General features: G+C 70.1%; 24 protein-coding genes and 2 pseudogenes. 15 read left to right on the top strand and 11 right to left on the bottom strand.

Features of this window, described 5'->3' with window-relative positions:
• Positions 1-365 precede the first annotated feature (365 nt).
• The 5 genes from ABR737_RS06320 to ABR737_RS06300 all read left to right on the top strand — a co-directional run bounded on the left by ABR737_RS06320 (position 366) and on the right by ABR737_RS06300 (position 4,861).
• Positions 366-701, top strand: a complete 336-nt coding sequence (locus tag ABR737_RS06320; RefSeq protein WP_350249199.1) for a MerR family transcriptional regulator — start codon at positions 366-368, stop codon at positions 699-701.
• Between the two features lie 160 nt (positions 702-861).
• Positions 862-1,821: a universal stress protein gene (locus tag ABR737_RS06315; protein ID WP_350249198.1), complete on the top strand. Its 960-nt coding sequence runs from the start codon at positions 862-864 to the stop codon at positions 1,819-1,821.
• 156 nt (positions 1,822-1,977) lie between these two features.
• Positions 1,978-2,601, top strand: coding sequence for a CBS domain-containing protein (locus tag ABR737_RS06310; RefSeq protein WP_350249197.1), 624 nt, complete (start codon positions 1,978-1,980; stop codon positions 2,599-2,601).
• A 206-nt stretch (positions 2,602-2,807) separates the two neighbouring features.
• The gene (locus ABR737_RS06305) at positions 2,808-4,145 is read left to right on the top strand and encodes a molybdopterin-dependent oxidoreductase (RefSeq protein ID WP_350249196.1); all 1,338 of its coding nucleotides are present in this window, start codon (positions 2,808-2,810) and stop codon (positions 4,143-4,145) included.
• Positions 4,142-4,861, top strand: a complete 720-nt coding sequence (locus ABR737_RS06300; RefSeq protein ID WP_350249195.1) for a hypothetical protein — start codon at positions 4,142-4,144, stop codon at positions 4,859-4,861. The genes ABR737_RS06305 and ABR737_RS06300 overlap by 4 nt, the downstream gene beginning before the upstream one ends.
• Before the next feature lie 49 nt (positions 4,862-4,910).
• On the opposite strand, the gene ABR737_RS06295 is transcribed toward ABR737_RS06300, so the two are convergent.
• From ABR737_RS06295 to ABR737_RS06280, 4 genes are all read right to left on the bottom strand, one after another.
• Positions 4,911-6,284, bottom strand: a complete 1,374-nt coding sequence (locus tag ABR737_RS06295; RefSeq protein ID WP_350249194.1) for a hypothetical protein — start codon at positions 6,282-6,284, stop codon at positions 4,911-4,913.
• 136 nt (positions 6,285-6,420) lie between these two features.
• Positions 6,421-6,918 (bottom strand): hypothetical protein, encoded by a 498-nt coding sequence (locus ABR737_RS06290; RefSeq protein WP_350249193.1) that lies wholly within the window; start codon positions 6,916-6,918, stop codon positions 6,421-6,423.
• Positions 6,919-7,319: 401 nt separating this feature from the next.
• Positions 7,320-8,579: a PP2C family protein-serine/threonine phosphatase gene (locus tag ABR737_RS06285; protein WP_350249192.1), complete on the bottom strand. Its 1,260-nt coding sequence runs from the start codon at positions 8,577-8,579 to the stop codon at positions 7,320-7,322.
• A 268-nt stretch (positions 8,580-8,847) separates the two neighbouring features.
• The gene (locus ABR737_RS06280) at positions 8,848-10,422 is read right to left on the bottom strand and encodes a GMC family oxidoreductase (protein WP_350249191.1); all 1,575 of its coding nucleotides are present in this window, start codon (positions 10,420-10,422) and stop codon (positions 8,848-8,850) included.
• Between the two features lie 280 nt (positions 10,423-10,702).
• On the opposite strand from ABR737_RS06280, the gene ABR737_RS06275 reads away from it, so the two are divergent.
• Genes ABR737_RS06275 through ABR737_RS06240 form a run of 8 tightly spaced genes read left to right on the top strand, consistent with a single transcriptional unit; the run spans position 10,703 to position 14,379 of the window.
• On the top strand, positions 10,703-11,023 hold the full coding sequence (locus ABR737_RS06275) for a gas vesicle protein GvpO (protein WP_350249190.1): 321 nt from the start codon (positions 10,703-10,705) through the stop codon (positions 11,021-11,023).
• 35 nt (positions 11,024-11,058) lie between these two features.
• Complete coding sequence (gene gvpJ / locus ABR737_RS06270) at positions 11,059-11,529, top strand: gas vesicle protein GvpJ (protein ID WP_350249189.1); 471 nt, start codon at positions 11,059-11,061, stop codon at positions 11,527-11,529.
• A 7-nt stretch (positions 11,530-11,536) separates the two neighbouring features.
• Positions 11,537-12,304 carry a GvpL/GvpF family gas vesicle protein gene (locus tag ABR737_RS06265; RefSeq protein ID WP_350249188.1) on the top strand — a complete coding sequence of 256 codons (768 nt, stop codon included), beginning with the start codon at positions 11,537-11,539 and terminating at the stop codon, positions 12,302-12,304.
• 1 nt (position 12,305) lies between these two features.
• Positions 12,306-12,530 carry a gas vesicle protein GvpG gene (locus ABR737_RS06260; protein ID WP_328389800.1) on the top strand — a complete coding sequence of 75 codons (225 nt, stop codon included), beginning with the start codon at positions 12,306-12,308 and terminating at the stop codon, positions 12,528-12,530.
• Positions 12,531-12,577: 47 nt separating this feature from the next.
• A complete protein-coding gene (locus ABR737_RS06255) occupies positions 12,578-12,958 on the top strand; it encodes a gas vesicle protein (RefSeq protein WP_350249187.1) in 381 nt (126 codons plus the stop codon).
• On the top strand, positions 12,955-13,851 hold the full coding sequence (locus tag ABR737_RS06250; protein WP_350249186.1) for a GvpL/GvpF family gas vesicle protein: 897 nt from the start codon (positions 12,955-12,957) through the stop codon (positions 13,849-13,851). Before ABR737_RS06255 ends, ABR737_RS06250 begins: the two co-directional genes overlap by 4 nt.
• Positions 13,852-13,855: 4 nt before the next feature.
• A complete protein-coding gene (locus tag ABR737_RS06245; RefSeq protein WP_350249185.1) occupies positions 13,856-14,086 on the top strand; it encodes a gas vesicle protein in 231 nt (76 codons plus the stop codon).
• Positions 14,083-14,379, top strand: coding sequence for a gas vesicle protein K (locus tag ABR737_RS06240; protein WP_350249184.1), 297 nt, complete (start codon positions 14,083-14,085; stop codon positions 14,377-14,379). Before ABR737_RS06245 ends, ABR737_RS06240 begins: the two co-directional genes overlap by 4 nt.
• 100 nt (positions 14,380-14,479) lie before the next feature.
• Here the strand turns inward: ABR737_RS06240 and ABR737_RS06235 are convergent.
• Positions 14,480-15,253, bottom strand: a pseudogene (locus ABR737_RS06235) (DUF817 domain-containing protein); the annotation flags it as partial.
• Between the two features lie 122 nt (positions 15,254-15,375).
• On the opposite strand from ABR737_RS06235, the gene ABR737_RS06230 reads away from it, so the two are divergent.
• The gene (locus ABR737_RS06230) at positions 15,376-16,032 is read left to right on the top strand and encodes a maleylpyruvate isomerase N-terminal domain-containing protein (protein ID WP_350249183.1); all 657 of its coding nucleotides are present in this window, start codon (positions 15,376-15,378) and stop codon (positions 16,030-16,032) included.
• Between the two features lie 48 nt (positions 16,033-16,080).
• Here ABR737_RS06230 and ABR737_RS06225 read toward each other — a convergent pair whose 3' ends face one another.
• Complete coding sequence (locus ABR737_RS06225) at positions 16,081-17,055, bottom strand: quinone oxidoreductase family protein (protein WP_350249182.1); 975 nt, start codon at positions 17,053-17,055, stop codon at positions 16,081-16,083.
• Positions 17,056-17,183: 128 nt separating this feature from the next.
• Here ABR737_RS06225 and ABR737_RS06220 point away from each other — a divergent pair, with 128 nt between their 5' ends.
• Entirely contained in the window at positions 17,184-17,774 is a 591-nt protein-coding gene (locus tag ABR737_RS06220; RefSeq protein ID WP_350249181.1) for a TetR/AcrR family transcriptional regulator, read from the top strand.
• Positions 17,775-17,940: 166 nt separating this feature from the next.
• On the opposite strand, the gene ABR737_RS06215 is transcribed toward ABR737_RS06220, so the two are convergent.
• The 5 genes and pseudogenes from ABR737_RS06215 to ABR737_RS06195 all read right to left on the bottom strand — a co-directional run bounded on the left by ABR737_RS06215 (position 17,941) and on the right by ABR737_RS06195 (position 19,998).
• Positions 17,941-18,507: an amidohydrolase family protein gene (locus tag ABR737_RS06215; protein ID WP_350249180.1), complete on the bottom strand. Its 567-nt coding sequence runs from the start codon at positions 18,505-18,507 to the stop codon at positions 17,941-17,943.
• Positions 18,470-18,691: pseudogene (locus ABR737_RS06210) on the bottom strand (amidohydrolase family protein); the annotation flags it as partial. The gene ABR737_RS06215 and the pseudogene ABR737_RS06210, both read right to left, overlap by 38 nt.
• Before the next feature lie 72 nt (positions 18,692-18,763).
• Positions 18,764-19,042: a hypothetical protein gene (locus tag ABR737_RS06205; protein WP_350249179.1), complete on the bottom strand. Its 279-nt coding sequence runs from the start codon at positions 19,040-19,042 to the stop codon at positions 18,764-18,766.
• A 171-nt stretch (positions 19,043-19,213) separates the two neighbouring features.
• The gene (locus tag ABR737_RS06200; RefSeq protein WP_088796137.1) at positions 19,214-19,387 is read right to left on the bottom strand and encodes a CsbD family protein; all 174 of its coding nucleotides are present in this window, start codon (positions 19,385-19,387) and stop codon (positions 19,214-19,216) included.
• Between the two features lie 254 nt (positions 19,388-19,641).
• Positions 19,642-19,998: a hypothetical protein gene (locus ABR737_RS06195; protein WP_350249178.1), complete on the bottom strand. Its 357-nt coding sequence runs from the start codon at positions 19,996-19,998 to the stop codon at positions 19,642-19,644.
• Positions 19,999-20,639 lie beyond the last annotated feature (641 nt).

The following is a 20,639-nucleotide window of genomic DNA, read 5'->3' as shown; positions in this document are numbered from 1 at the left end:
TGCCTCCCTACTCCTCGGCCTCGCCGCTCCGGACCACTGCGGACGGTCGTGGCTACGCCGGAAATCTATGCCATTTGCGATAGATATTCGAAATCGCAGTGGCGAATATTTCTCGCGTAGTCAACGAAATTGCCTGCCGGCGCGGTATGCCCTGCGGGGGTATCCGGACTCCGGAGCGGAAACGGTCCCTGCCGGGCGGTCCGGCCGGTGTGCGGTGCCGGTAGATGGTGTTGACGACGACCTCGGGGCCCGGTGCCGTACGCGCCAGGGCCCTTCGACGCGTTCAGCAGAGAGGTGCAAGTGACACCAGAGCCCGCCCGCATGTCACCGACACATTCGATGACGATGACTTCCCCGCGTACACCATGGGGCGTGCCGCGGAGATGATCGGCACGGCGCCCGCCTTCCTGCGGGCGGTGGGCGAGGCGCGGCTCATCGTTCCGCTCCGCTCCGAGGGCGGCCACCGCCGTTACTCCCGCCACCAGTTGCGCATTGCCGCGCGCGCCCGCGAGCTCGTCGACCAGGGGACTCCGATCGACGCCGCCTGCCGCATCGTCACCCTCGAAGACCAACTCGACGAAGCCCGGAGGCTCAACGAAGAACTCCGCAAGCACCCGGCCGCCCCGGGCCCGACCTCCGCCCCGGGCCCGTCCCACGGCCCGGGTCCGTCCGCCGGCCTCAGCCCGTCCAACGGCTCCTGACGGCAGCCGGCGCCCACGGCCCTCGGACGGTCCGCAGCGGCAGGCGAGCCCTGGTCTCACCGCGCCGCGGCCGCGGGACCCGTACGGCCTGGCAGGCTCCGGCGATCGGGGCCACGATGGGGGAGTAGGGCGGAGACGTCGTACCCGGTCGGAGGCGGCCATGGAGCCGGAAGTCATCACCGTGGGACTCGACGGCTCGCCGGAGAGCCTGGCGGCCGCGCACTGGGCCGCCGACGAAGCGGACCGGCGGCAGTCGGCGCTTCGGCTTCTTCATGCGTGCATACTGCTGGCCGCCGAGACGCCGCACCCGCCCGCGGACCGGGACCGGAACGCCGGCGCCCGGGAGATCGTGCGCCGGGCCCGGGACGAGGTGTGCGAGCGTCATCCGGATCTGCGGATCATCGAGGACCTGGTGGGGGCGGAGGCCGAACCGGCGCTGCTGGGAGCGGCCGGCGAGTCGCGGATGATCGTGCTCGGCTCGCGGGCGCTCGGGCCGTGGGAGAGCTATGTACTCGGCGATGTGAGCCTGAACGTGGTGGGCCGGGCCAAGGGGCCGGTCGTTCTCGTCCGGGAGGAGGGCGGGCGCGCGAAAGCACCGCGTCACGAACCCCCGCGTCACGAACCCCCGCGTCACGAACCGCCGCGTCACGGACCCTCGCGTCACGAACGGCCGGATGGCCCGCCGCCCGCCCCCGAGGCACGGGTCGTCACCGGCCTCAGCCTCAACGGCCCGTGCGAACGGATGCTCGACTTTGCCTTCGACGCCGCGGCGAGCCGGGGGCTTTCGCTGCAGGCCGTGCACGGGCGTCCGCTCCCCATGGAGGCTTACACCCCGTGGGGCCTGGACCCCGATGCCGCGACGGAACTCACCAAAGAAGCGGATGTCGAGCTGCAGGACGCTCTGCGTCCGTGGTGTGAGCGATTCCCCGAGGTGCCGGTACAGCGGACCGTTCTGGCGGAGAGCCCGACCCGGGCCCTGGTCCAGTCGGTCTTCGGGGCCGCACTGCTGGTGGTCGGCCGCAAACTGCACCGTCCCCCGCTCGCGCCACGCGTCGGTCCGGTGGCGCATGCCGCCATGCACCATGTGACCTGCCCGATCGCGGTGGTTCCGCACGAATAGTGGGCCGCCCCTGCGAGCGCGCGTGGCCGAGGACGCGCCGGACCCGTCGGGCCCCGCACACCGCACCGGGGCGAGGCAGTCTTGTCCGTACCGGATTCCCCGCCCGTGAGGCCGGTGAGATCCGGCCCGTGCACCACCCGGAGGGACTGGCCGAACATGAGGCACCGCAGCGTTGCCGACCTGATGACACCCCACGCCGTCGTCGTCCAACGGGGCACTCCGTTCAAGGAGATCGCCCACCTGCTCGACGAGTACGACATCACCGCCGTCCCGGTCCTCGACGAGGACGAGCGGCCGGTGGGCGTGGTGTCCGAGGCCGATCTGCTGCGCAGGCAGCTCGCCAAGCTCGGGTCGACCACCGCCGAAGCGATCATGACGAGCCCTGCCGTGGTGGCCCGGCCCGAGTGGAGTGTCGTCGAAGCGGCCAGGACGATGGAGAAGAAGAAGGTCAAGCGGCTGCCCGTGGTCGACGACACCGGGCGGCTCATCGGGGTGATCAGCCGCAGTGACCTGGTGCGGCTGTTTCTGCGCCGGGACCGCGCCATCCAGGAGGAGGTACTGGAGGAGGTGCTGACGCGGACGCTCGGGGTGTCCCCGTCCGCGGTCACGGTCGACGTCGCGGAGGGCACCGTGACGCTCACCGGCACGGTGGATCACAAGAGCCTGGTCCCTATTGCCGTGCGGTTGTGCGAAAGCGTCGACGGGGTGGTCGAGGTGGTCGACCGGCTCGCCTACCTGCGGGACGACACCTCCGGGGAGGTGCAGGGGGCTTCGGAGTAGAGCGTGTGGCCGGGAAGTCACCTCTCGGCAGCCGCCCCTCGGCAGGCGGCCCTGGCGGGCGGTTCCACTCGCCCGGAGGTGTCCTCCCGGCCGTCCGCGCCCCACAATCCGCCGAATGGGCCTGGTTAGCACGATATGTGCCCCTCGCTGCATATCTTTTCCCTGGGCGGCCGGCCGAGCCGGCCAGGAAACGGCGGAGGGATGCCATGGAGCCGAGCGACCACGACGACGGACCGCACCGCCGCGCCTCCGGCCTCCTCCACCTGCCAAGCGGTCCGCCACCGGGTCCGGCACGTCCCGCGTTCTGGCGCAGCCCCCTGCGGGGGCCGTGGCTGACCTCGGTGTTCGGGCTGGTCCTGCTCGTCGGCATCCCCGTGCTCTTCGTCACCGGACTGCTGTCCTACGCCGCCTACAACCCCGAGCTGGCTCCGGGCAACGACCAGACTCCGGGCAAGGGCTGGCTGGGCTTCTACCTCTTCTCCTGGCCGACCAGCCCGTATTGGCTCTACCGCCTCACCCAGGGCATCCATGTCACGCTCGGTGTGGTGCTGATCCCCGTGCTGCTGGCGAAGCTGTGGTCGGTCATCCCGAAGCTGTTCTCCTGGCCGCCGCTGCGCTCACCGAGCCATGCGCTGGAACGGCTTTCGCTGCTGCTTCTCGTGGGCGGGGCACTGTTCGAGTTCGTCACCGGCGTGCTGAACATCCAGCTGCACTACATCTTCCCGGGCTCCTTCTACACCCTGCACTTCTACGGCGCCTGGGTGTTCATCGGCGCCTTCCTCGTCCATATCGCCTTCCGTGTCCCCGTAATGGCCAGTGCGCTGCGCAGCCGCCGCCTGCGCACCGAGCTGCGGACCCCGGCCGCCCGGACGGAGAGTGAACCGGCCGACGACACCGGCCTGGTGACCCCGCACCCCGCGGCTCCCACCATGTCGCGGCGCGGTGCTCTCGGCCTGGTGGGTGCGGGGTCCCTGGGCCTGCTCCTCGTCACGGCCGGGCAGAGCATCGGTGGCATCCTCCGCGGCACCGCGCTGCTGGCTCCGCGCGGGCAGGAGCCGGGGCGGGGGCCCAACGGCTTCCAGATCAACAAGACCGCGGCGAGCGTCGGGATCCGGGCCCGCGACATCGGCCCCGAATGGCGGCTGGTCGTACGGGGCAATGGCCGGGAGCAGAGCTGCACCCGCGCACAACTCCTCGCCCTGCCCCAGCACACGGCCGCCCTGCCCATCGCCTGCGTCGAGGGCTGGTCCACCGACGACCAGCACTGGAGCGGTGTCCGGCTGACGGACCTCGCCGCCCTCGTCGGACTGCGCCACGGCCCACCGGGCGTTTTCGTCGAGTCCGTGCAGCGTGCCGGAGCCTTCCGCTCGACGCATCTGCGCGACAACCAGGTACGCGATGCCAGGTCGCTGCTGGCCCTCCGGGTCAACGGCGCCGACCTCTCCCCGGACCACGGATACCCGGCGCGCATCATCGTCCCCGCCAACCCTGGTGTGCACAACACGAAATGGGTCACCCGTCTGACCTTCGGGGACGCACGGTGAAGGGCTTCCGCCCCCGCTACGGGGCGTCTCCGCTCCACTTCCTCCTCGTCCTGTGCTCCTTCTTCCTGGCCGGGTACGCGGGCGTGCGACTGCTCACCGGAGACACCCTCGGTGTCCTCCTCTGGTTCGTCGGCGCGGCCCTCCTGCACGACCTGGTGTTCCTGCCCCTCTACACCGTCACCGACCGTGTGGCACAACGCCTCATCCGGCGCCCGCACCGTCGGCGGCGCGACGCGGAACCTCCGGCGTCCGGGGTCGCTCCGGCGCCCGTGGTGGCAGGCGGGATCAACTACCTCCGGGTGCCCGCCTTTGTCGCCCTCCTGCTGCTGTTGGTGTGGTACCCGCTCATCCTGCGCAGGGTCCCGGGGTTCTCGCTGTACACCGCCCTGCCGTCCGAGGTGTTCTGGGGCCGCTGGCTGCTGATCTCCGCGGCGCTCTTTGCGGCCTCCGCGGTGTGTCTGCTGATCGCCTTGTGGCGTACGTATGCCTCCGGTGCACGATCCGAGGGTCCGCTGTCTCCGGCACCACCTCCGGCAGCACCCCCGTCGCCGCCGGCTTCTCCGCCGACTCCTCCACCGTCGCCGACTCCTCCGCCTCCGTCGCCGACTCCTCCGCCGCCGACTCCTCCGCCTCCGCCGCCGAGTCCGCCGCAGTCTCCCCCCTCGGCTCCTCCCTCGTCTCCTCCTCCGCCGGCGCCCCCGGAGCAGAAGGAGTAGACGCGCGGGCCGGCCGCCGGTCGTCAGCGGTGGCCGCAGCCGGCCACCGTCACCAGCCGGTCAGCAACAGATGGTTCACCAGCAGCGCGAGAAGCCCCTGCGCCGCCAGCCACCAGGAATGGAAGCGGCGCGGCAGCAGCGCGCATGCGGGCAGCGTCCACACCGCGAAGGGCAGCCAGATCCGTTCGGTCTCCGCCTTGCTCATCCCGGACACATCAGCGAGCAGCAGCATGCACAGCCCTGCCGCGACCAGCACGGCGAGGGCGCCCTGCCCGCTCGGCGGTACGCGCCGGATGCCGCGTACCGCCGTCCACAGCGGCCCGGCGGCGCGGCGCAGCCCGGCGACGGTGGCCAGGCCCACGCTCAGTACCTGGGCCGCCAGGTTGGCCCAGAGGAAGTAGCTGTACGGGCGTACCTTCGCGGCGCCTTGGTAGTAGCGCTCGACGAGGGTCGTATAGCCCTCCAGCCACCAGAAGCCGGCCGAGGTGAACGCCACCACCCACACCAGCACCCCCAGAATCACCCAGGGCAACGGACGGGCCGAGCGCGCGATCAGCAGCACCGCCGCCCCGGGGATGACGAGCAAGGTCAGGCCGTAGGACAGATACCAGGCCCAGCCGAGCAGCAGCCCCGCGCCCAGCGCGGCAAGACGCGGTACCCGCGTGCTCCGTGTGGCCGCCATGGCCAGCAGGGCGAGGGCCCAGGCGGCCACACCCGCGAAGTAGCCGTCGGCGCTGACCCCGATCCATACCGCCGCGGGGGCCAGCACGAGGAACGGGGCGGCCCGGCGCGCCAGTTCCTCACCACCACACACACGCACGGTCACCAGGATCGCCGCGGTGAGGGAGGTCCCGACGGTGAGGCACCAGGCCGCGGCCCAGGCGCCGCCGCCCAGCCCGATCCGGTCCAGGCCGACGAACGTCAGCAGCGCCCCGGGCGGATGACCGGCCACATGCGCCGGCCAGATGGCGGGCGAGCCGACCAGGATGTGGTGGGTGAAGTCGCGCAGAAACGCGCCGAGATCGTGCACGTCGTCGACGGACTGCAGGTACTCCAGGTTCGTGGTCAGCCGTTCGGCGATGCCACGCCCCCACCCGTCCACGAGCGCGAGCGACCACGTCCAGGCCATCGCCGCGGCCCACACGGCCGGTACCAGCGCCCGCCACCGCAGACGCCGTGCGGTCGGCGGACCGTAGACCACCACCAGTGCGGCGACGGCCACCGCCGCCGGAGTGCCGGGGCCGGTGTGCGGGAGCCACCATGCGTACAACGGGGGCCAGCCGAGCCGCAGAATGCCCTCGGCACCGTAAATGGTCCGGTTGATGACGCGCCCCACGACCGCCGCCAGTACGCACAGCGCCACCGCACCCGCAACCGCCCACAGGTCACGGCGGCATGCGCGTTTGCCTGCACTTGCTGTCACCCGGCCACGGTAAGTCAGCTCGGGCCGCGCACCCCGGGCGACACCGGGCAGGCGGGAACCCAGCTCAAAGAGACATGCGGGGCGCGGGGGAGGGCCGGGGCTCCGACAGCGGGTGAGGGCCGAGGCGCTTGTACGGTCACTCGGGGTGGATGTCGGCGGCCACGATCACGCCGTCCGCAACGGTGTAGGTGCCGGCGTAATGACGATGGGTTCTATCGGTCTGTGCGGCGTCAAGCTTGACCGCGACCTTGTTGCCGTCCACTGATTCGATCGTGACGTCGAACTTCGAGACGGTGTTGAAGGACGCCACAAAGGCGTCGTACGTCCGGCCCGCGATGTGCTGCCGTCCGCCGATCGCCCAAGCAGCCACGAAATCACGGTCGTTGAGCACCCTGAAATACGTCTGGACCACATCTGAGGGCTCCGGCGCGGGCTGACTCGGGGCGACCGCACGGTGGGCGGCCGAGGCCGGGGTGAAGGCCCCAGCTGAAGCCGTAGTGGTCCGGGAACGGGGGCTGTCCGCCCGGGCAGTGCCGGTGAACGCCCCCACACCGGTAAGGACCACGACAAGGGCCAGGATCACGGTGGGGAGCACGGCAGTGAGCACGGCGCGGAAGACCCGCGTGGTGCTCACCGCGGACATGTGGTGGGGGCAGCCGGGCGGGCCGGTTCCGGTAGGCCGCCGTGCCGAGCAGCCCTGCGGCGCACGACGGTGGTTCGCACGAGGAAGTCCTGGATGCTCTGTCATCGGTCATCCCGAGTGGTTCGAGGATCTGGATCTTCTTCATCCCATCGTGCGTGACGCACCTCGTAGCTGCATCTGCTGGTCGGGTTGCGGGGCGAGGAGAGCTGCCCATGTGCGCGGGGGAGTCGACCACCATGACAGGGAGTACACGTCGAATGACTCTCGTCGTAGTCCGTAGTCCGTAGTCCGTAGTCCGTAGTCCGTAGTCGGCAGTCGGCAGTCCGTTGGGTCACTCCCGCAGAAACCGAAGAATCCCGCCGAACTCGTACGTGTCCTCACTCTCCGCGCGGTTACAGGCGGACGATGACGAGGGCGATGTCGTCGTGGGCACCGGCGCTGACGCCGAGGCGGGTCAGCAGCGCGTCGGCGAGGCGTTCCGGGCTGAACCGGCTGTAGCGGGAGAGGGCGTCGGTGAGCCGGGCCAGGCTGGCGTCGATGTCCTCGTCGCGGCGTTCGACGAGCCCGTCGCTGTAGAGGACGAGGGTGTCGCCGGAGGCGTACGGAAGGCGGGCCTGCGGGCGGGGTTCGTCTTCGGAGTGGGCGCCCAGGGGCGGGTCGGTGGCCTGGTCCAGGAGCGCGTGGGTGCCGTCGGCGCGCAGCAGGACGGGGGGTGGGTGACCGGCGCTGCTGTAGGTGGCCTCGCGACGGCCGGTGTCGATCAGTACCTGGACGGCGGTGGTGGCCAGGGCCTTGTCGACGGACCGGGCGTACAGGCCCAGCACCTTCAGCGCCTGGGCGGGCCCCTCGACGGAACGGGCGGCGGCGCTGAGGGCACTGCGGAGCATCCCCATGACGGCGGCGGCCTCCAGGCCGTGGCCGACGACATCGCCGACCGCGACGGCAAAGGCCTCCCCGGGGAGGTCGACGATGTCGTACCAGTCGCCGCAGACGTTCAGTGAGCCGATGGCGGGGAGGTAGCGCACCGCGATGTTGTGGTGCCGGGCGAGGTCGGGGGAGTGGAGCATGGCCTCCTGGAGGGTGAGCGCGACCTGGCGTTCGCGGGCGTGGGCCCGGCGCAGCTCCTCGTTCAGGTGCTGCAGCGCCCGCGCACGGACGTACAGCTCGGCCTCCATCGCCTCCTCGCGCTCGCTCAGCTGCCCGCCGGGCATCTGACGGGACCGGCGGGAGTGTACGAACGCCGTGACGTCCTCCACCCGGTGGATGATCCAGCCCACGGTGCCGTCCGACCCGATGACGGGGGTGTTGATGGTGGACCACCAGCGCTCCTCGAACAGACCCGGCTGGTCGGCCACGGGGATGTCGTACCGCTGGACCGCCATGGTGTCCGGCTCTCCGGAAGCCAGCACCCGGTTCAGCGAGGGGTGCAGGTTCTGCACCCCTTCGGCGTCGGGGTCGGCGGGGTTGTCGGGGAAGGCATCGAAGACGTACTGCCCGAGCAGATTGTCCCGGGTGCGTCCGGTGGCCTGGAGGTATGCCTGGTTGACGTCGACGATCACCAGGTCCGGGTCCAGGACCAGGCAAGCGCTCGGTGTCGCGGCGAACAGCGCCGCATGATCGAGCTCCGGTCTCCTCACGGGTTGCCTGCCCATCCTCCTGCCGTGCACGGCCCCATGGGGCCAATCTAGGAGGGACCCGGAGCCGGCGCCCGCCGGGACACCGGCGGCCCGCGCCAGGTCGGGGGCGGCCCGCGCCAGGTCCGGGGCGGTGCCCTCCGCTCGGCCGGACCCCAGGGCGTACGCCGCACGGCACCGGCCCGGGTACGGCCCGTCCCCGCGGCTCACTCGAACGGGCCGGTCAGGCTGCTCAGGCCCGTCAAGCCGTTCAGGCCCGTCGAACCGGACACGCTGCGCAGGTCCGTCAGGCCGGGGCAGGGATGTCGCGGATCAGGTCCGCCGCCTTCTCCGCGATCATGATCGTGGGGGCATTGGTATTGCCCCGGACCACCGTGGGCATCACCGACGCGTCCACCACCCGCAGGCCGCTCACCCCGTGCACCCTGAGCCGGGAGTCGACCACGGGGCCGATCGGGCAGCTGCCCGCCGGGTGGTACAAGGTGTGCAGCTCACGACGGGCGAACTCCAGCAGCCCGGCGTCGTCCGTGGAGCGGGGAACGCGGAAGTCGGCACGGCGGTGCTTGCGCAGACTGGGGCGGTCGGCGATGTCCAGCAGCATCCTCAGCGCCCGCAGCATCGTGGCGCGGTCGTCCTCGGTGGCCAGGTAGTTGTGCAGGATGTGCGGAGCGGCGCTGGGGATCGCCGACCGCAGCGAGACCTTGCCCCGGCTGGTGGGGGCGAGCAGGACCGCGCCGAACATGAAGGCGTGGTCGGTGACGGGGCTGATGCCCTCCTCGTGGAACATCACCGGGGTGGCGTGCACCTGGATGTCCGGGGCGTCCAGTTCCTCGCGGGTGCGGTGGAAGCCGCCGGCCTCACCGACATTGGAGGTGAGCGGGCCCCGCCCCTCGGTCTCCAGCATGCGCACGGTGTCCGGCGTCTCGGCGGTCAACAGGGTTGCGGTGTCGGTCAGATAGGAGAGGCCGACATGCGGGTGGTCCTGCAGATTTTCCCCCACCGGGAGGTCCACCCGGGGCGTGATGCCGAGCGCCGCGAGTTCACCCGCCACGCCGATCCCGGAAAGCATCAGCAGTTGCGGGGAGTTGTACGCACCGGCCGACAGCACCACCTCCCGCTCGGCGTGCCATTGCCGCAGTTCGCCGCCCCGCTCCAGCTCGACGCCGCTCGCGCGCTCGCCGTCGAACAGGATGCGGGTGCACTGGGCGCCGGTGAGCACCTCCAGATTCGGCCGGTCCAGAGCCGGCCGCAGATACGCAACGGCCGTGCTGCAGCGCATGCCGTTGCGCTGGGTGAGGTGGTAGTAGCCGACACCGTCCTGTTCCGGGCCGTTGAAGTCGGCGGTGAAGGGGTGGCCGGCCTCCAAGGCGGCCGCGACATAAGCAGCCATCAGCGGATGCCGGGAGCGGCCTTCGCTGACGGTCAGCGGACCGCCGGTGCCGTGCCACGGTGATTTCTTGCCCTGGAAGTCCTCGGCGCGCAGGAAGTAGGGCAGGACGTCGTCCCAGCTCCACTGCTCGGCGCCGGCGACGGCCCAGGCGTCGTAGTCGCGCCGGTTGCCGCGGATGTAGATCATCGCGTTCATGGACGACGAACCACCGAGCATCCGGCCCCGGGGCAGGAACCGGCGGCGGCCGTCCAGACCCGGTTCGCATGCGCTGAGGTAACTCCAGTCGTACTTGGTCTGGAACAACTTGCTGAAGGCGGCCGGAACGTGGATCTCCTGGGCATCGTCCGCCGGCCCGGCCTCGACGAGCAGGACGCGGGTGTTCTCGTCCTCGCTGAGCCGGGCTGCCAGCACGCACCCCGCCGACCCGGCCCCCACGATGATGTAGTCGTACACGCGCACCTCTCCGCCCATCTCCCCTCCCCGTCCGGACCCTCTTCACCCAACCTGCCCTGGCGGGTCCGGCCACACCGGGAAACCAGCCATTGTCGACAGGGGAGCGGACGACGGGAGCGGACGACGGGGGCGGACCGTAACGCGGGACGAGCGACCGGCAAGGGCTCGTGGCGGGGGCTTCGCCGGCCGGGCCACGGCATCGTCGTCCGGGGTCCCGCATGCGGTCGCGCCGAACCGTCGGCGCCTCATTTGGTCCCGTTGAAGATGCGCAGGCCAGGGTGGCGATGAGACTTGGTGTATGGCAGAACAATCCCGAACGAGGGTCCGGTCGTCCACGGCTGCCCGAAAGCAGAAGAAAACGCCGGGGAACGGTCCCGGGACAGTGGCTCGCCGGGCCGCCGAATTGCTGCAGAGCCTGATCAGCCAGCGGGTGGAAGGTGTTTCCGCGGTACGCCGGACCGACGACGGCTGGTGTGTCGAGGTGGATGTGCTGGAGCTGGCGCGGATTCCGGATACCACGAGCCTTCTGGCGACATACGACGTGAAGCTCGACGACGAGGGCGAACTACTCGAGTACTACCGGACCCACCGCTATCGACGAGGTGCGGCCGACCAGTGAACGCGGAGCGCTGACCAGCTGAAAGGGCACCTCACATGGCCACGACGACATATTCGGGACTGTCCGGCGAAGTCATTCCCTGCCCGCCCAGGGCAGGAACGCTGTACGACGTGATGGAACTCATCCTGGACCGGGGGATGGTCATCGATGTGTTCATACGCGTGTCCCTGGTCGGGATCGAAATCCTCAAGATAGACGCCCGCATCGTGGTGGCCAGCGTCGATACGTATCTGCGCTTTGCGGAGGCGTGCAACCGGCTGGATCTGGAGCACGATTCGGGCAGCGTGACCGTTCCGGAGCTCTTCGGCGGCCAGGCAGCCAAAAGCGTCGGAAAGCACAAGGCCAAGAAAGCCGTCAGCTCCATTGGTGACACCGTCCGCTCGGTGGTGGGCGGCGACGACGAGGATGACGAATCCGAGGAGGAAGCGCAGCCGCAGCGCCGGCGGCGCAGCAGTTCCACCCGGTCCAAAACCGCCTCCCGCCGACGGCGCTCAGAAGAGGAGTGAGTGACCTGTGACGGACGACGGCAGCTACGTCTGCGGCATTTACGTCTACGGCATCGTCCGGGCCGACCACCCGTTGCCCTCGCACCTGCGCGGAGTGGGAGAACCGCCGGGGGCGGTGGAGCGCATCGGTGAAGGGCACGTTGCCGCGGTCGTGAGCCCGGCGCCGCCGAACCTGCGCGCCCGTCGTCGCGACCTCATGGCGCACCAGGAGCTGCTGCTGGCCCTGGCCGCGTCCGGGCCCGTCCTGCCCATGCGGTTCGGCATGGTCGCACCGGACGAGGCGGTGGTCCGCCGGCAGCTCTCGGACGCCGAGGAGCAGCATCTGGCCGCCTTGGACGACCTCGCGGGAAGGGTCGAGATCAACGTCAAGGCGATGCCTGCCGACGACTCGCTCGCCGCGCTCGTCAAAGGGGACGCCACCATCCGCGGCCTGCGCGAGGCGGTGCGCCGACGGCCTGGCTACGAGGCGAACATGCGCCTCGGCGAGGCGGTGGCCGGCGCGCTGTCGCGCCGCGCCGCCGAAGCGGGTCATGAGATCGTGCGGGCGCTGAGGCCCCGGGCGCATGCGGTCGCCGCCGGGCCGGAGGTTTCCGGGTGCCAGGTCAATATGTCGTTCCTGGTGGACCGGAACGACAGCGCCGGCTTCCTCGCGGAGGCAGAGCGTCTGGCCCGGCACCACCGCGATCGCGTCGAACTCCGGGTGGCGGGCCCGCTGCCCTGCTACAGCTTCCTCGAACCGCGGCCGCTCGCCGCGAGGGCGAGGGCGGGAGGCTGAGGTGGGGCTGATCAGCGGTGTGCTCACCCTGCCGCTCGCGCCGGTCCGGGGTGTGGTCTGGGTGGCCGATCAACTCGCTCAGGCGGCCGACCGCGAGCTGCACGACCCCTCCGTGATCCGCGCCCGGCTCGTCGCGCTGAACCATGAATTCGAATCCGGTCACCTCGGCAAAGAGGCGTTCGAACGGGAAGAGGAGCAACTGCTCGACCTGCTCTACGAGAGCTGACGTGGCCGGCGAAGCGAAGGAAGAGACCGCAGGAAAGGAGCGACCGCGTGACCGACGTCGATGAGAGATGGGCCGCTCCTCCTGCCGCCAACGGCCCGTCCACCTCGAACCTCGCCGACATCCTCGAACGCGTCCTGGACAAGGGGATCGTCATCGCCGGTGACATCAAGATCGACCTCCTCGACATCGAACTCCTCACCATCAGACTCCGGCTGTTCGTCGCGTCAGTGGAGACGGCCAGGAAAGCCGGCATCGACTGGTGGGAGACCGACCCCGCACTCAGTTCCAAGGCAGCACGGAACGAGTTGCGGGAGGAGAACCACCGGTTGCGTGAGCGCGTGGAAGCACTGGAGTCCGCCGAGGAGGGTGACTCACCCTCCTCCCGGTCACAGGACACGGCGGGCGCCGGCGCAGGGGCAGGGACATGACGGGCAGCAGCCACGCAACATGCAGCCACGCAACGTGCAGCGACGCAACGGGCCGCGATGCAACGTGCAGCGACGCAACGGAGGAGCAGCCCGGCACCGCGTACGGAGCCACCGCGACCTACGTCTATGCGGTATGCCGACAGCTCGGCCCGGCCGCCCTCACGGGCCTCGCCGGCCTCGCCGAAGGCTTTCCCGTACGCGGTCTGCGGTTCGGCGCCCTCACGGCGGTCGTCCAGGACGTGCCCGCTGCCGAGTTCAGCGAGGACGCATGGCAGCAGCGGCTGTCGGACCGTACGGAGCTGGAACGCTGCGCACGAGCTCACCACGAAGTCGTGACCGCGGCCGCCGCCTGTGGCCCCACGGCACCGCTGGCGCTGGCCACTCTCTACCGGGGGGACGAGCGAGCGCGCCAGGCCCTGGAAGCGGACACGGACCGCTTCACCGCGGTGCTGGCACGCATCGAAGACCACGCCGAATGGGGGGTCAAGGTCTACCTTCCCGCGTCGGCCCTCGCGCCCTCCACGGCTGCGCCCGCCCCGCCTCTTCCGCACGGCGGCGACCGGGCGCCACGCGGAGCGGGCCGCGCTTACCTGGAGCGGAAGCGAGGGCTGCACCAGGCGCGGGAACACCGGCACGACCGCGCGCTGCAGAGCGCCGAAGACATCGATGCCGCCCTGAGCCGCCTGGCCACTGCGGCCCGCCGGCTGCGCCCGCACAGCCCGGAGATGACGGGGGAGAAGCACCGCATGCAGATCCTGAACGCCACCTACCTGGTGACCTCGGTGTGCGAAAAGCGACTGCGGGACGCGGTGGCGAGCCTGCGGCTTCGCACGGGAGCAGAGGTCGAACTATCGGGCCCCTGGGTCCCGTACTCCTTCGTCGGGGAGGTGTGAGCCGTTGTCCGCCCAGCACCCCGTCCCCTGGGAAACACCGGGCCCGCTCGCCGGCCCCATCGGCGTCCCGCTGGTCGACCTTCTGGACCGCATCCTGGCCACCGGGGTCGTCATCAGCGGGGACCTGGTCATCGCCATCGCGGACGTGCCCCTGGTGCGGCTCTCCCTCCACGCGTTGCTGTCATCGGTCAGCGAACGCGTGCCCGCGCCGTGGTCGGACTCGGGCCCGCTATGAGCGAACGCACCGGCCCGCGCGAGAGCAGATTCGACCTCGACCGTGACCAGATGGGCCGCGACCTCGTCTCGCTGGTACTCACCGTGGTGGAGCTCCTGCGGCAGTTGATGGAACGGCAGGCGATCCGCCGGGTGGAACAGGGAGACCTGAGCGACGCACAGGTGGACCAGATCGGGGAGACACTGATGCACCTCGAAGAGCGGATGACCGAGCTGTGCGATCAGCACGGCCTGCGCCTCGAAGACCTCAACCTCGATCTCGGGCCTCTGGGGTCCCTCCTGCCGCGCCATTAAGGGCCTCGCGGCTCGCCCTCCGTGCGGCACGGGTGCGGAGTCGCGGAGAATCGCCGACCGTACCCGTACCCGTACCCGTACCCGGCCCCGGGCTTGGGCTCGGGCTCCTGGGGGTCTGCTTGCCCTTGGCCCAGGCGACCAGGACGAAGGTCACGCTGATCAGGAGCGCCCAGGCACCGATCTTCTCCACGGCGACGGGCTGCCAGCCGTGCAGCTGGTCGGGGTAGCGCCAGGCGCCGAGGTAGGTGGCGATGTTCTCCGCGAGCCACAGGAAGAAGCCGATCAGGGCGAAGCCGAGCGCCAGGGGCATCCTGTGGCGGGTGTGCCCGACGGTAATCCTCACCTGTGTCCCGGCCGTGGCCGCGAGCAGCGCGGCGGCGAGGGGCCAGCGCAGGTCAGGGAGCCAGTGGTGACTGAAGAAGTTCACATAGATCGCCACGGCCACCACCGAGGTCGCTCCGGCGCGGTAGCGGCTCAGCTCCAGATCCATCACATGCCAGGCCCGGCACACGTAGCTGCCCACGGCGGCGTAGAGGAAGCCGCCGTAGAGGGGCACGCCGGCGAACTTCAGTACAGCCGGCTCGGGATAGCTCCAGGACCCCAGGGCGACCTTCACCACTTCGAAGGCCAGACCGATCACATGGCACACCGCGATGACCGCGAGGTCGCGCCCGCTCTCCCAGCGGCAGGCCAGGAACAGCGCGGTCAGCAGCACCCCATAGGCGACCAGCAGGTCGTATCGGGCAATGGGCAGCTGGGGCAGCGCCCGGGAGACGGCCACGCCCGACAGCAGGGCGATGGCGAAGGCACAGCAGCGCGTCTCCAGCCAGGCGAAGAGCAGTGCCTTCCGGAGAAAGATGTTCACGGTCGACATACCTTTGTCGACGCACGGGCCCGTGCACTGGTTGCCACCGCCCCGCCCCGTGGGCTAGGGGACCACCCCCGTGGAGGGGGCATCCCTTGTCCGCCGTTCCGGGACCGCACTACCGTGCCGATGTGGATCTCTTCTCACGCTCATGGGCAGCGTTGCGTACGGCGGTCGCCGAACTCCCTGACCAGGACTTCGGGCAGCCGTCCGGCTGCACCGGCTGGCTCGTGCGGGACCTCGTGTGCCACCTGATCATCGACGCGCAGGACGTCCTGATCACCCTCGCCACCCCCGCCGGAACCCGGCCGACCGTGAACGCGGTGACCTACTGGAAGGTCCAGGACCAACCGCCGACCGGCGAGGACCCGCTCGATGCGCTGACCGTCCGGCTGGCCGCCGCGTACCAGGAACCACGCCTGCTCACCTTCCACCTCGACGACGTCGGCTCCGCCGCCGGACGCGCCGCAGAACTCGCCGACCCCGGCACCCGGGTGAGCACCCGCGACGAGGTCCTGACCGTAAGCGACTACCTGGCCGCGTACGTCCTGGAATGGACGCTGCACCACCTCGATCTGATCGCGTACCTCCCGGACGCGAAGGAACCGCCCCCGGAGGGCCTGGCCCGGTCCCGCGCGATGCTGGAACAGATCGCCGGCGCCGCATTCCCCGCGTCGTTCACCGACAAGGACGCACTGCTGATCGGCACCGGGCGCCGGGCACCGGCCGAGGGGGAGTGCGCCGACCTCGGCGGACTGGCCGCGAAGCTGCCGCTCGTCCTGGGCTGATACGTCGATCCCTGAGCTGATACGTCCACTGCGGACGGGTCGGCCGTCCTACGGGACGACCAGTACGCGGCCCAGCTGTGCACGGCTCTCCAGCAGCCGGTGCACCTCGCCGGCCGCGGTCAGCGGCAGCCGGGCGTGGACCGCTGTGCGCAACAGCCCCTGCGCCGCGTACTCGGTGAGTTCAGCCAGATCCTTCAGAGCCTGCTCGGGGTCAGCCGCACGCGCGGCAAGCAGGGAAAACCCGATGACGGATCTCAGTGCGAACAGGTCGGTGACGGGGACGCTGCCGAGCTCGCCGCTCGCCGCGCCGTACGCCACCAGCCGTCCGTACGGTGCCAGTACGTCCAGGCTGCGGCGCAGAATCTCGCCACCGGCCGCATCGAGGACGACATTCACTCCGCCGGGCACGGCCGTGCGGACCTGCTGCGGCCAGTCCTCGTCGCTGTAGTTGACGCCGATGTCGGCGCCGTGGGCGCGGGCGAAGTCCAGCTTGGCAGCCGTACTGGCCGTGGCGACGACCGTCCCCGCGCCGGCCGCCTTCACGAGCTGCACGGCGAGGTGGCCAATGGTGCCCGCAGCGGAGTGGACCAGTACGATCTCGCCGTGCGCAAGCCGTCCGGCGCGCAGTGCACCCAGGGCCACTGGTGCCGCCATCGGGAGTGCACTGGCCGTGTCCGCGTCGAGCCCGTCGGGTACCGGGACGAGCCAGCGTGCATCCGCGACAGCCAGGTCGCAGAACGCGTCCTCGGACGCCGCGGCGACCCGCCGCCCGAACAGGGCCGGGTCCGTGTCCGGCCCGACCGCCTCGACCGTGCCCACTACGTCGCCTGTGAGGGACCTGGGTAAGGGCCTCGGGTAGAGCTCGGCCTGGGCCATGCCGCGCCGAAGCTGGGTGTCCACGAAATTGGCGCCGATCGCCTCGGCCCGGATGAGCACCTGCCCCGCCTTCGGGACCGGAACGGGGGCTTCTTCCAGGGTGAGGACCTCGGGGCCGCCGTAGGAGTGGTAGCGGATTCGTCGCACGGCAACTCTCCTTGAACAGGGTGGTGTTCTACACTGGAGTGAACTGGACCGCAGGTCCAGTTCAGAACGTACTGGACCGCAGGTCCAGTTGTCCACGGGATCACGGGTCTTGGGCGAGGAGAAAACTGATGGCGGAAGGCCGCTGCGAACGCGCCGACGCGGTACGCAACCGGCGCGCAATCCTGGAGGCGACCGAAAGGCTCCTCACCGAAAACCCACCGGAGCAGGTGTCGATGGAGCGCATCGCTGCCGCGGCCGGTGTCGGCAAGGGCACGGTGTTCCACCGCTTCGGCAGCCGCGCGGGCCTCATGCGGGAGCTCATGCTGGAACGTGCCCTCTCCTTGCACGAGTCGGTCGCACACGGCCCCCCGCCGCTGGGCCCGGGCGCCCCTCCCGGAGAGCGGCTGCTGGCCTTCCTCGACGCGGTCGTGGACGTGGTCGGCCGCAACAAGGGTCTGTTGGCTGCCCTCGGTCAGGCGGCGACAGCCCCCCGCGACCCCCAGGAGGACGCGCGCGAACAGCACTCGGTCTACGGGTTCTGGCACGGCCACATCAGCGGGCTGCTCGCCGAAGAACGCCCCGGGCTGGACGCCGAGTTGCTGGCCCATGTCCTGCTCGGCGCACTGCAGAACGGGCCGATCGTGCGCCTGCTGGGGCAGGGCGAGACTCGACGGCTCGCGATGTCGCTGAAGCTGCTGGTCACCGGCGTGCTGGAGTGAGTGAAGTCCGGGCCAGGCCCATTACACGGTGCGCGGATGGGCCACGACGGGCATCCCGTGGTGCGGCACGGGCCGTACCCAGGCGGCGTCCGTGGTGAACGGATCGTGCCACCAGCTTGCCCGCCAACCGGGCGGCGTGTGGGCGAAGTTGACCCGCCCGGAGGGCTCAGCGTGCGAGCAGTCGCTCCCAGTTGCCGTGGGCGATGAGTTCCCGCTCCTCGGGCGCCAGCTCGGCACGTTCCAGGAACTCACGAGCCCTGCCTCCGCCGGTTTCCTGGAAGGGGTAGTCGGCCGAGAACATCACGCGTTCCACACCGGCGATCTCGAGGGTGCGCTGAAGGCAGGCCTGGCTGAGAATGCCGCTCGGCGTGTAGAAGACGTTCTGCCGGAAGTAGTCGCGCAAGGGCCGGTCGAGCTTGAGCGCCGGGTTCAGCGACTCCATCCGCTCCAGGTAGAAGAGCACGACTTCGCCCCAATGACCGAGGATGATCTGCAGATCCGGATGCCGGTCCAAGGTGCCCGCGAGGATGAGGCGCATCAGCTGGACGCCCGTCTCGTAGTGCCAGCCGACGCCCGGACCGGCGAAGGCGAGCTCGCTCTCTTCCCGAAACCCGCGTAGTAGGCATCCCGGACCGTGCGGCGGGGGAGCTGCGGGTGGATGTACAGGGGGACCCGCAGCTCCGCCGCGCCTCGTAGAGCGGACGAAAGCCGGGGTCGTCCCTACTGCGCTCACCGGTGCGGCCGAACACCATGGCGCCCTTGAGGCCGAGCGTGTCCACGGCCCGGCGCAGTTCGGCCGCCGACGCGTCCGGGTCCGGCGTCGGCAGGGTGGCGAAACCCTCGAAGCGTTCGGGCCGGTCGGCGACCGTGTCGGCGATCAGCGGCACCACCGGGCCTCCGAGCGCCTTCGACGGCATGCGTTACCAGCTCCGGGGCCCTCGTCCGCGAGGGCGGTTTCCGGCCACTCGGCCGGCCTCCCGTGGGTGCCGTCAGGCTCGCCGGTCGGCATCGGAGAGCGCTGCGATATGGGCGCGGTAGGCGGCGATCTCGTCGTCGGTGAGCGCCAGGCGTCCCGGGCCGGGCTGGTCGGCCGGAAGCCTGGTGGCCTGGACAGCGGCCTCATAGAGGGGGCCGGGCAGATTCAGCAGCAACTGGCCCTGCTCGGCGGTTTCGATCACCACCCAGGAGTCCGCGTTCTCGTCGTGAACATCGGCGGCTCCGATGGTGCTGATGGCGGTAACGGTCAGAACCGGAGGAATTTCGCTCATGCCACCTCCCTATCAGCCATGGCTTGGTACGGCGAATCGCCGGCGGCCTCGGCCATGGCGCCGTCTTGCTTCCGCGAGGGGAATCCGTCCCGGCTCGCGGAGTAACGCATGTCGTGGGTGGGTGGGACCACAGGCATATGTGTCCCACCCACCCATGACGGATTCCTGGCGTCAGTCCTTGAGTGCGTCCTTGCCGCTTTCCTTTGCGTCGCGCAGGTTTCCCTTGGATTCCCGCACCACGCCATCTGCTTCGAGACGTTCATTGCCGACCGTGCGGCCGACTTCCTTTTCCGCCTTCCCGGTCGTCTGCTCCGCCTTGGCCTTCGCCTTCTCCACGGCGCTCATGATGAGGTCCTTTCGTCGGCGTCATCATTCCGCTGCCCGCAGAACTCCGCGGGAAACAGGGGAGTTTCCCGCGGAGGGGCCTGGAGGGCAAGAGCCGAGTGGAGGGTATTCCCGTAGCCGCATGCGCGGCGGGCGGTCGGTGACCCGGTGGTCCGCTTGGCAACCATGCTTTTCGTAAAGGTTTCTGAGCAGCAGTCACCGTGTCTGATCCCCGTGCGCAAACCCGGCCCCTGAGGGCGGCCCTTAGCGGTCGACTAGCGGTCGACGTCCATCAGGGCGCCGCCGCCGGTGTGCATACCGCCGACGGGCCGGTGGTGGTGCCGGTGGTGGTGGTGCTTGCACATGTGGTGGTGGCGGTCGTGCCAGCGGTGGCCGGACCTGCCGTGGTCGTGATCCCGGTTCCGGTCACGGTCACGGTCCCGGTATCGGTCCCGGTCACGGTCCCGGTCGTGGTCGCCTCTCCGGTGACGGCCGTGATCGTCATGGTGTGCGGTGGTGGCGCTGACCGTGGTGCTGTCCTGGGCCGCGGACGAGGCCGTCGCGGTGGGCGCGCCCACCGCGAATACCGCGGTAATGACCGCTGAGGCGAACAGGGTGCGGGCAGTGCGCATGGGCATGTTCCTTTCGGCCTACTGCGAAGGGCGACACCGCGTCGGCCTTCTGATCGCAGTAGCGATATATGACCCGTTGTCAGCTGCCTTGTCACGGCGCACCACTTGAGAGCGCCGCAAAAATGCGCTTTATGGGTGGACCGATCGAGGAATTGACGCGTCAGGACGCACGGCTGACGTCGAACGGGTCACGTCGAACGGCTGACGTCGAACGGATGGCGTCGAACGGATGGCGTCGAACAGGTCACATCGGGCGGCTCGGTCCGCACCCGTGCTTGCACGGGGGGAGGGGCGGCGTGAGGGGACGTACGGCCCCATAGGCCTGCTGTGCCGCGGCGTGATGTCCGGTGATTTCCCGCGTCGACCCGGTCGGCCCCGCCGGCCCCTCGGCCCGTCAAGGGAAGCCGTTGAAGATCCCGAGGGCCTTGATGCGTGGCATTACCTCATATGAAGCTCCCCTTGCCCCTCGAAGCCTCAATTTTTCCTCAAATTTATGAGACGCCCGGAGAATCGGATGAGTAATTGCCTGGTCGCTTCCTGCTACCGATCTCGCCCCCTGGGCCACTCATTCGGGAATCCCGTGAAATGTCCACAGGGGCGAGTTGAGAATTCGGTATGGATTCCTTCAAGGAATCCCACTA

This window comes from Streptomyces sp. Edi2 (genome assembly GCF_040253635.1).
GTDB lineage: Bacteria > Actinomycetota > Actinomycetes > Streptomycetales > Streptomycetaceae > Streptomyces.
This window is presented reverse-complemented; position numbering and strand designations above follow the sequence as displayed.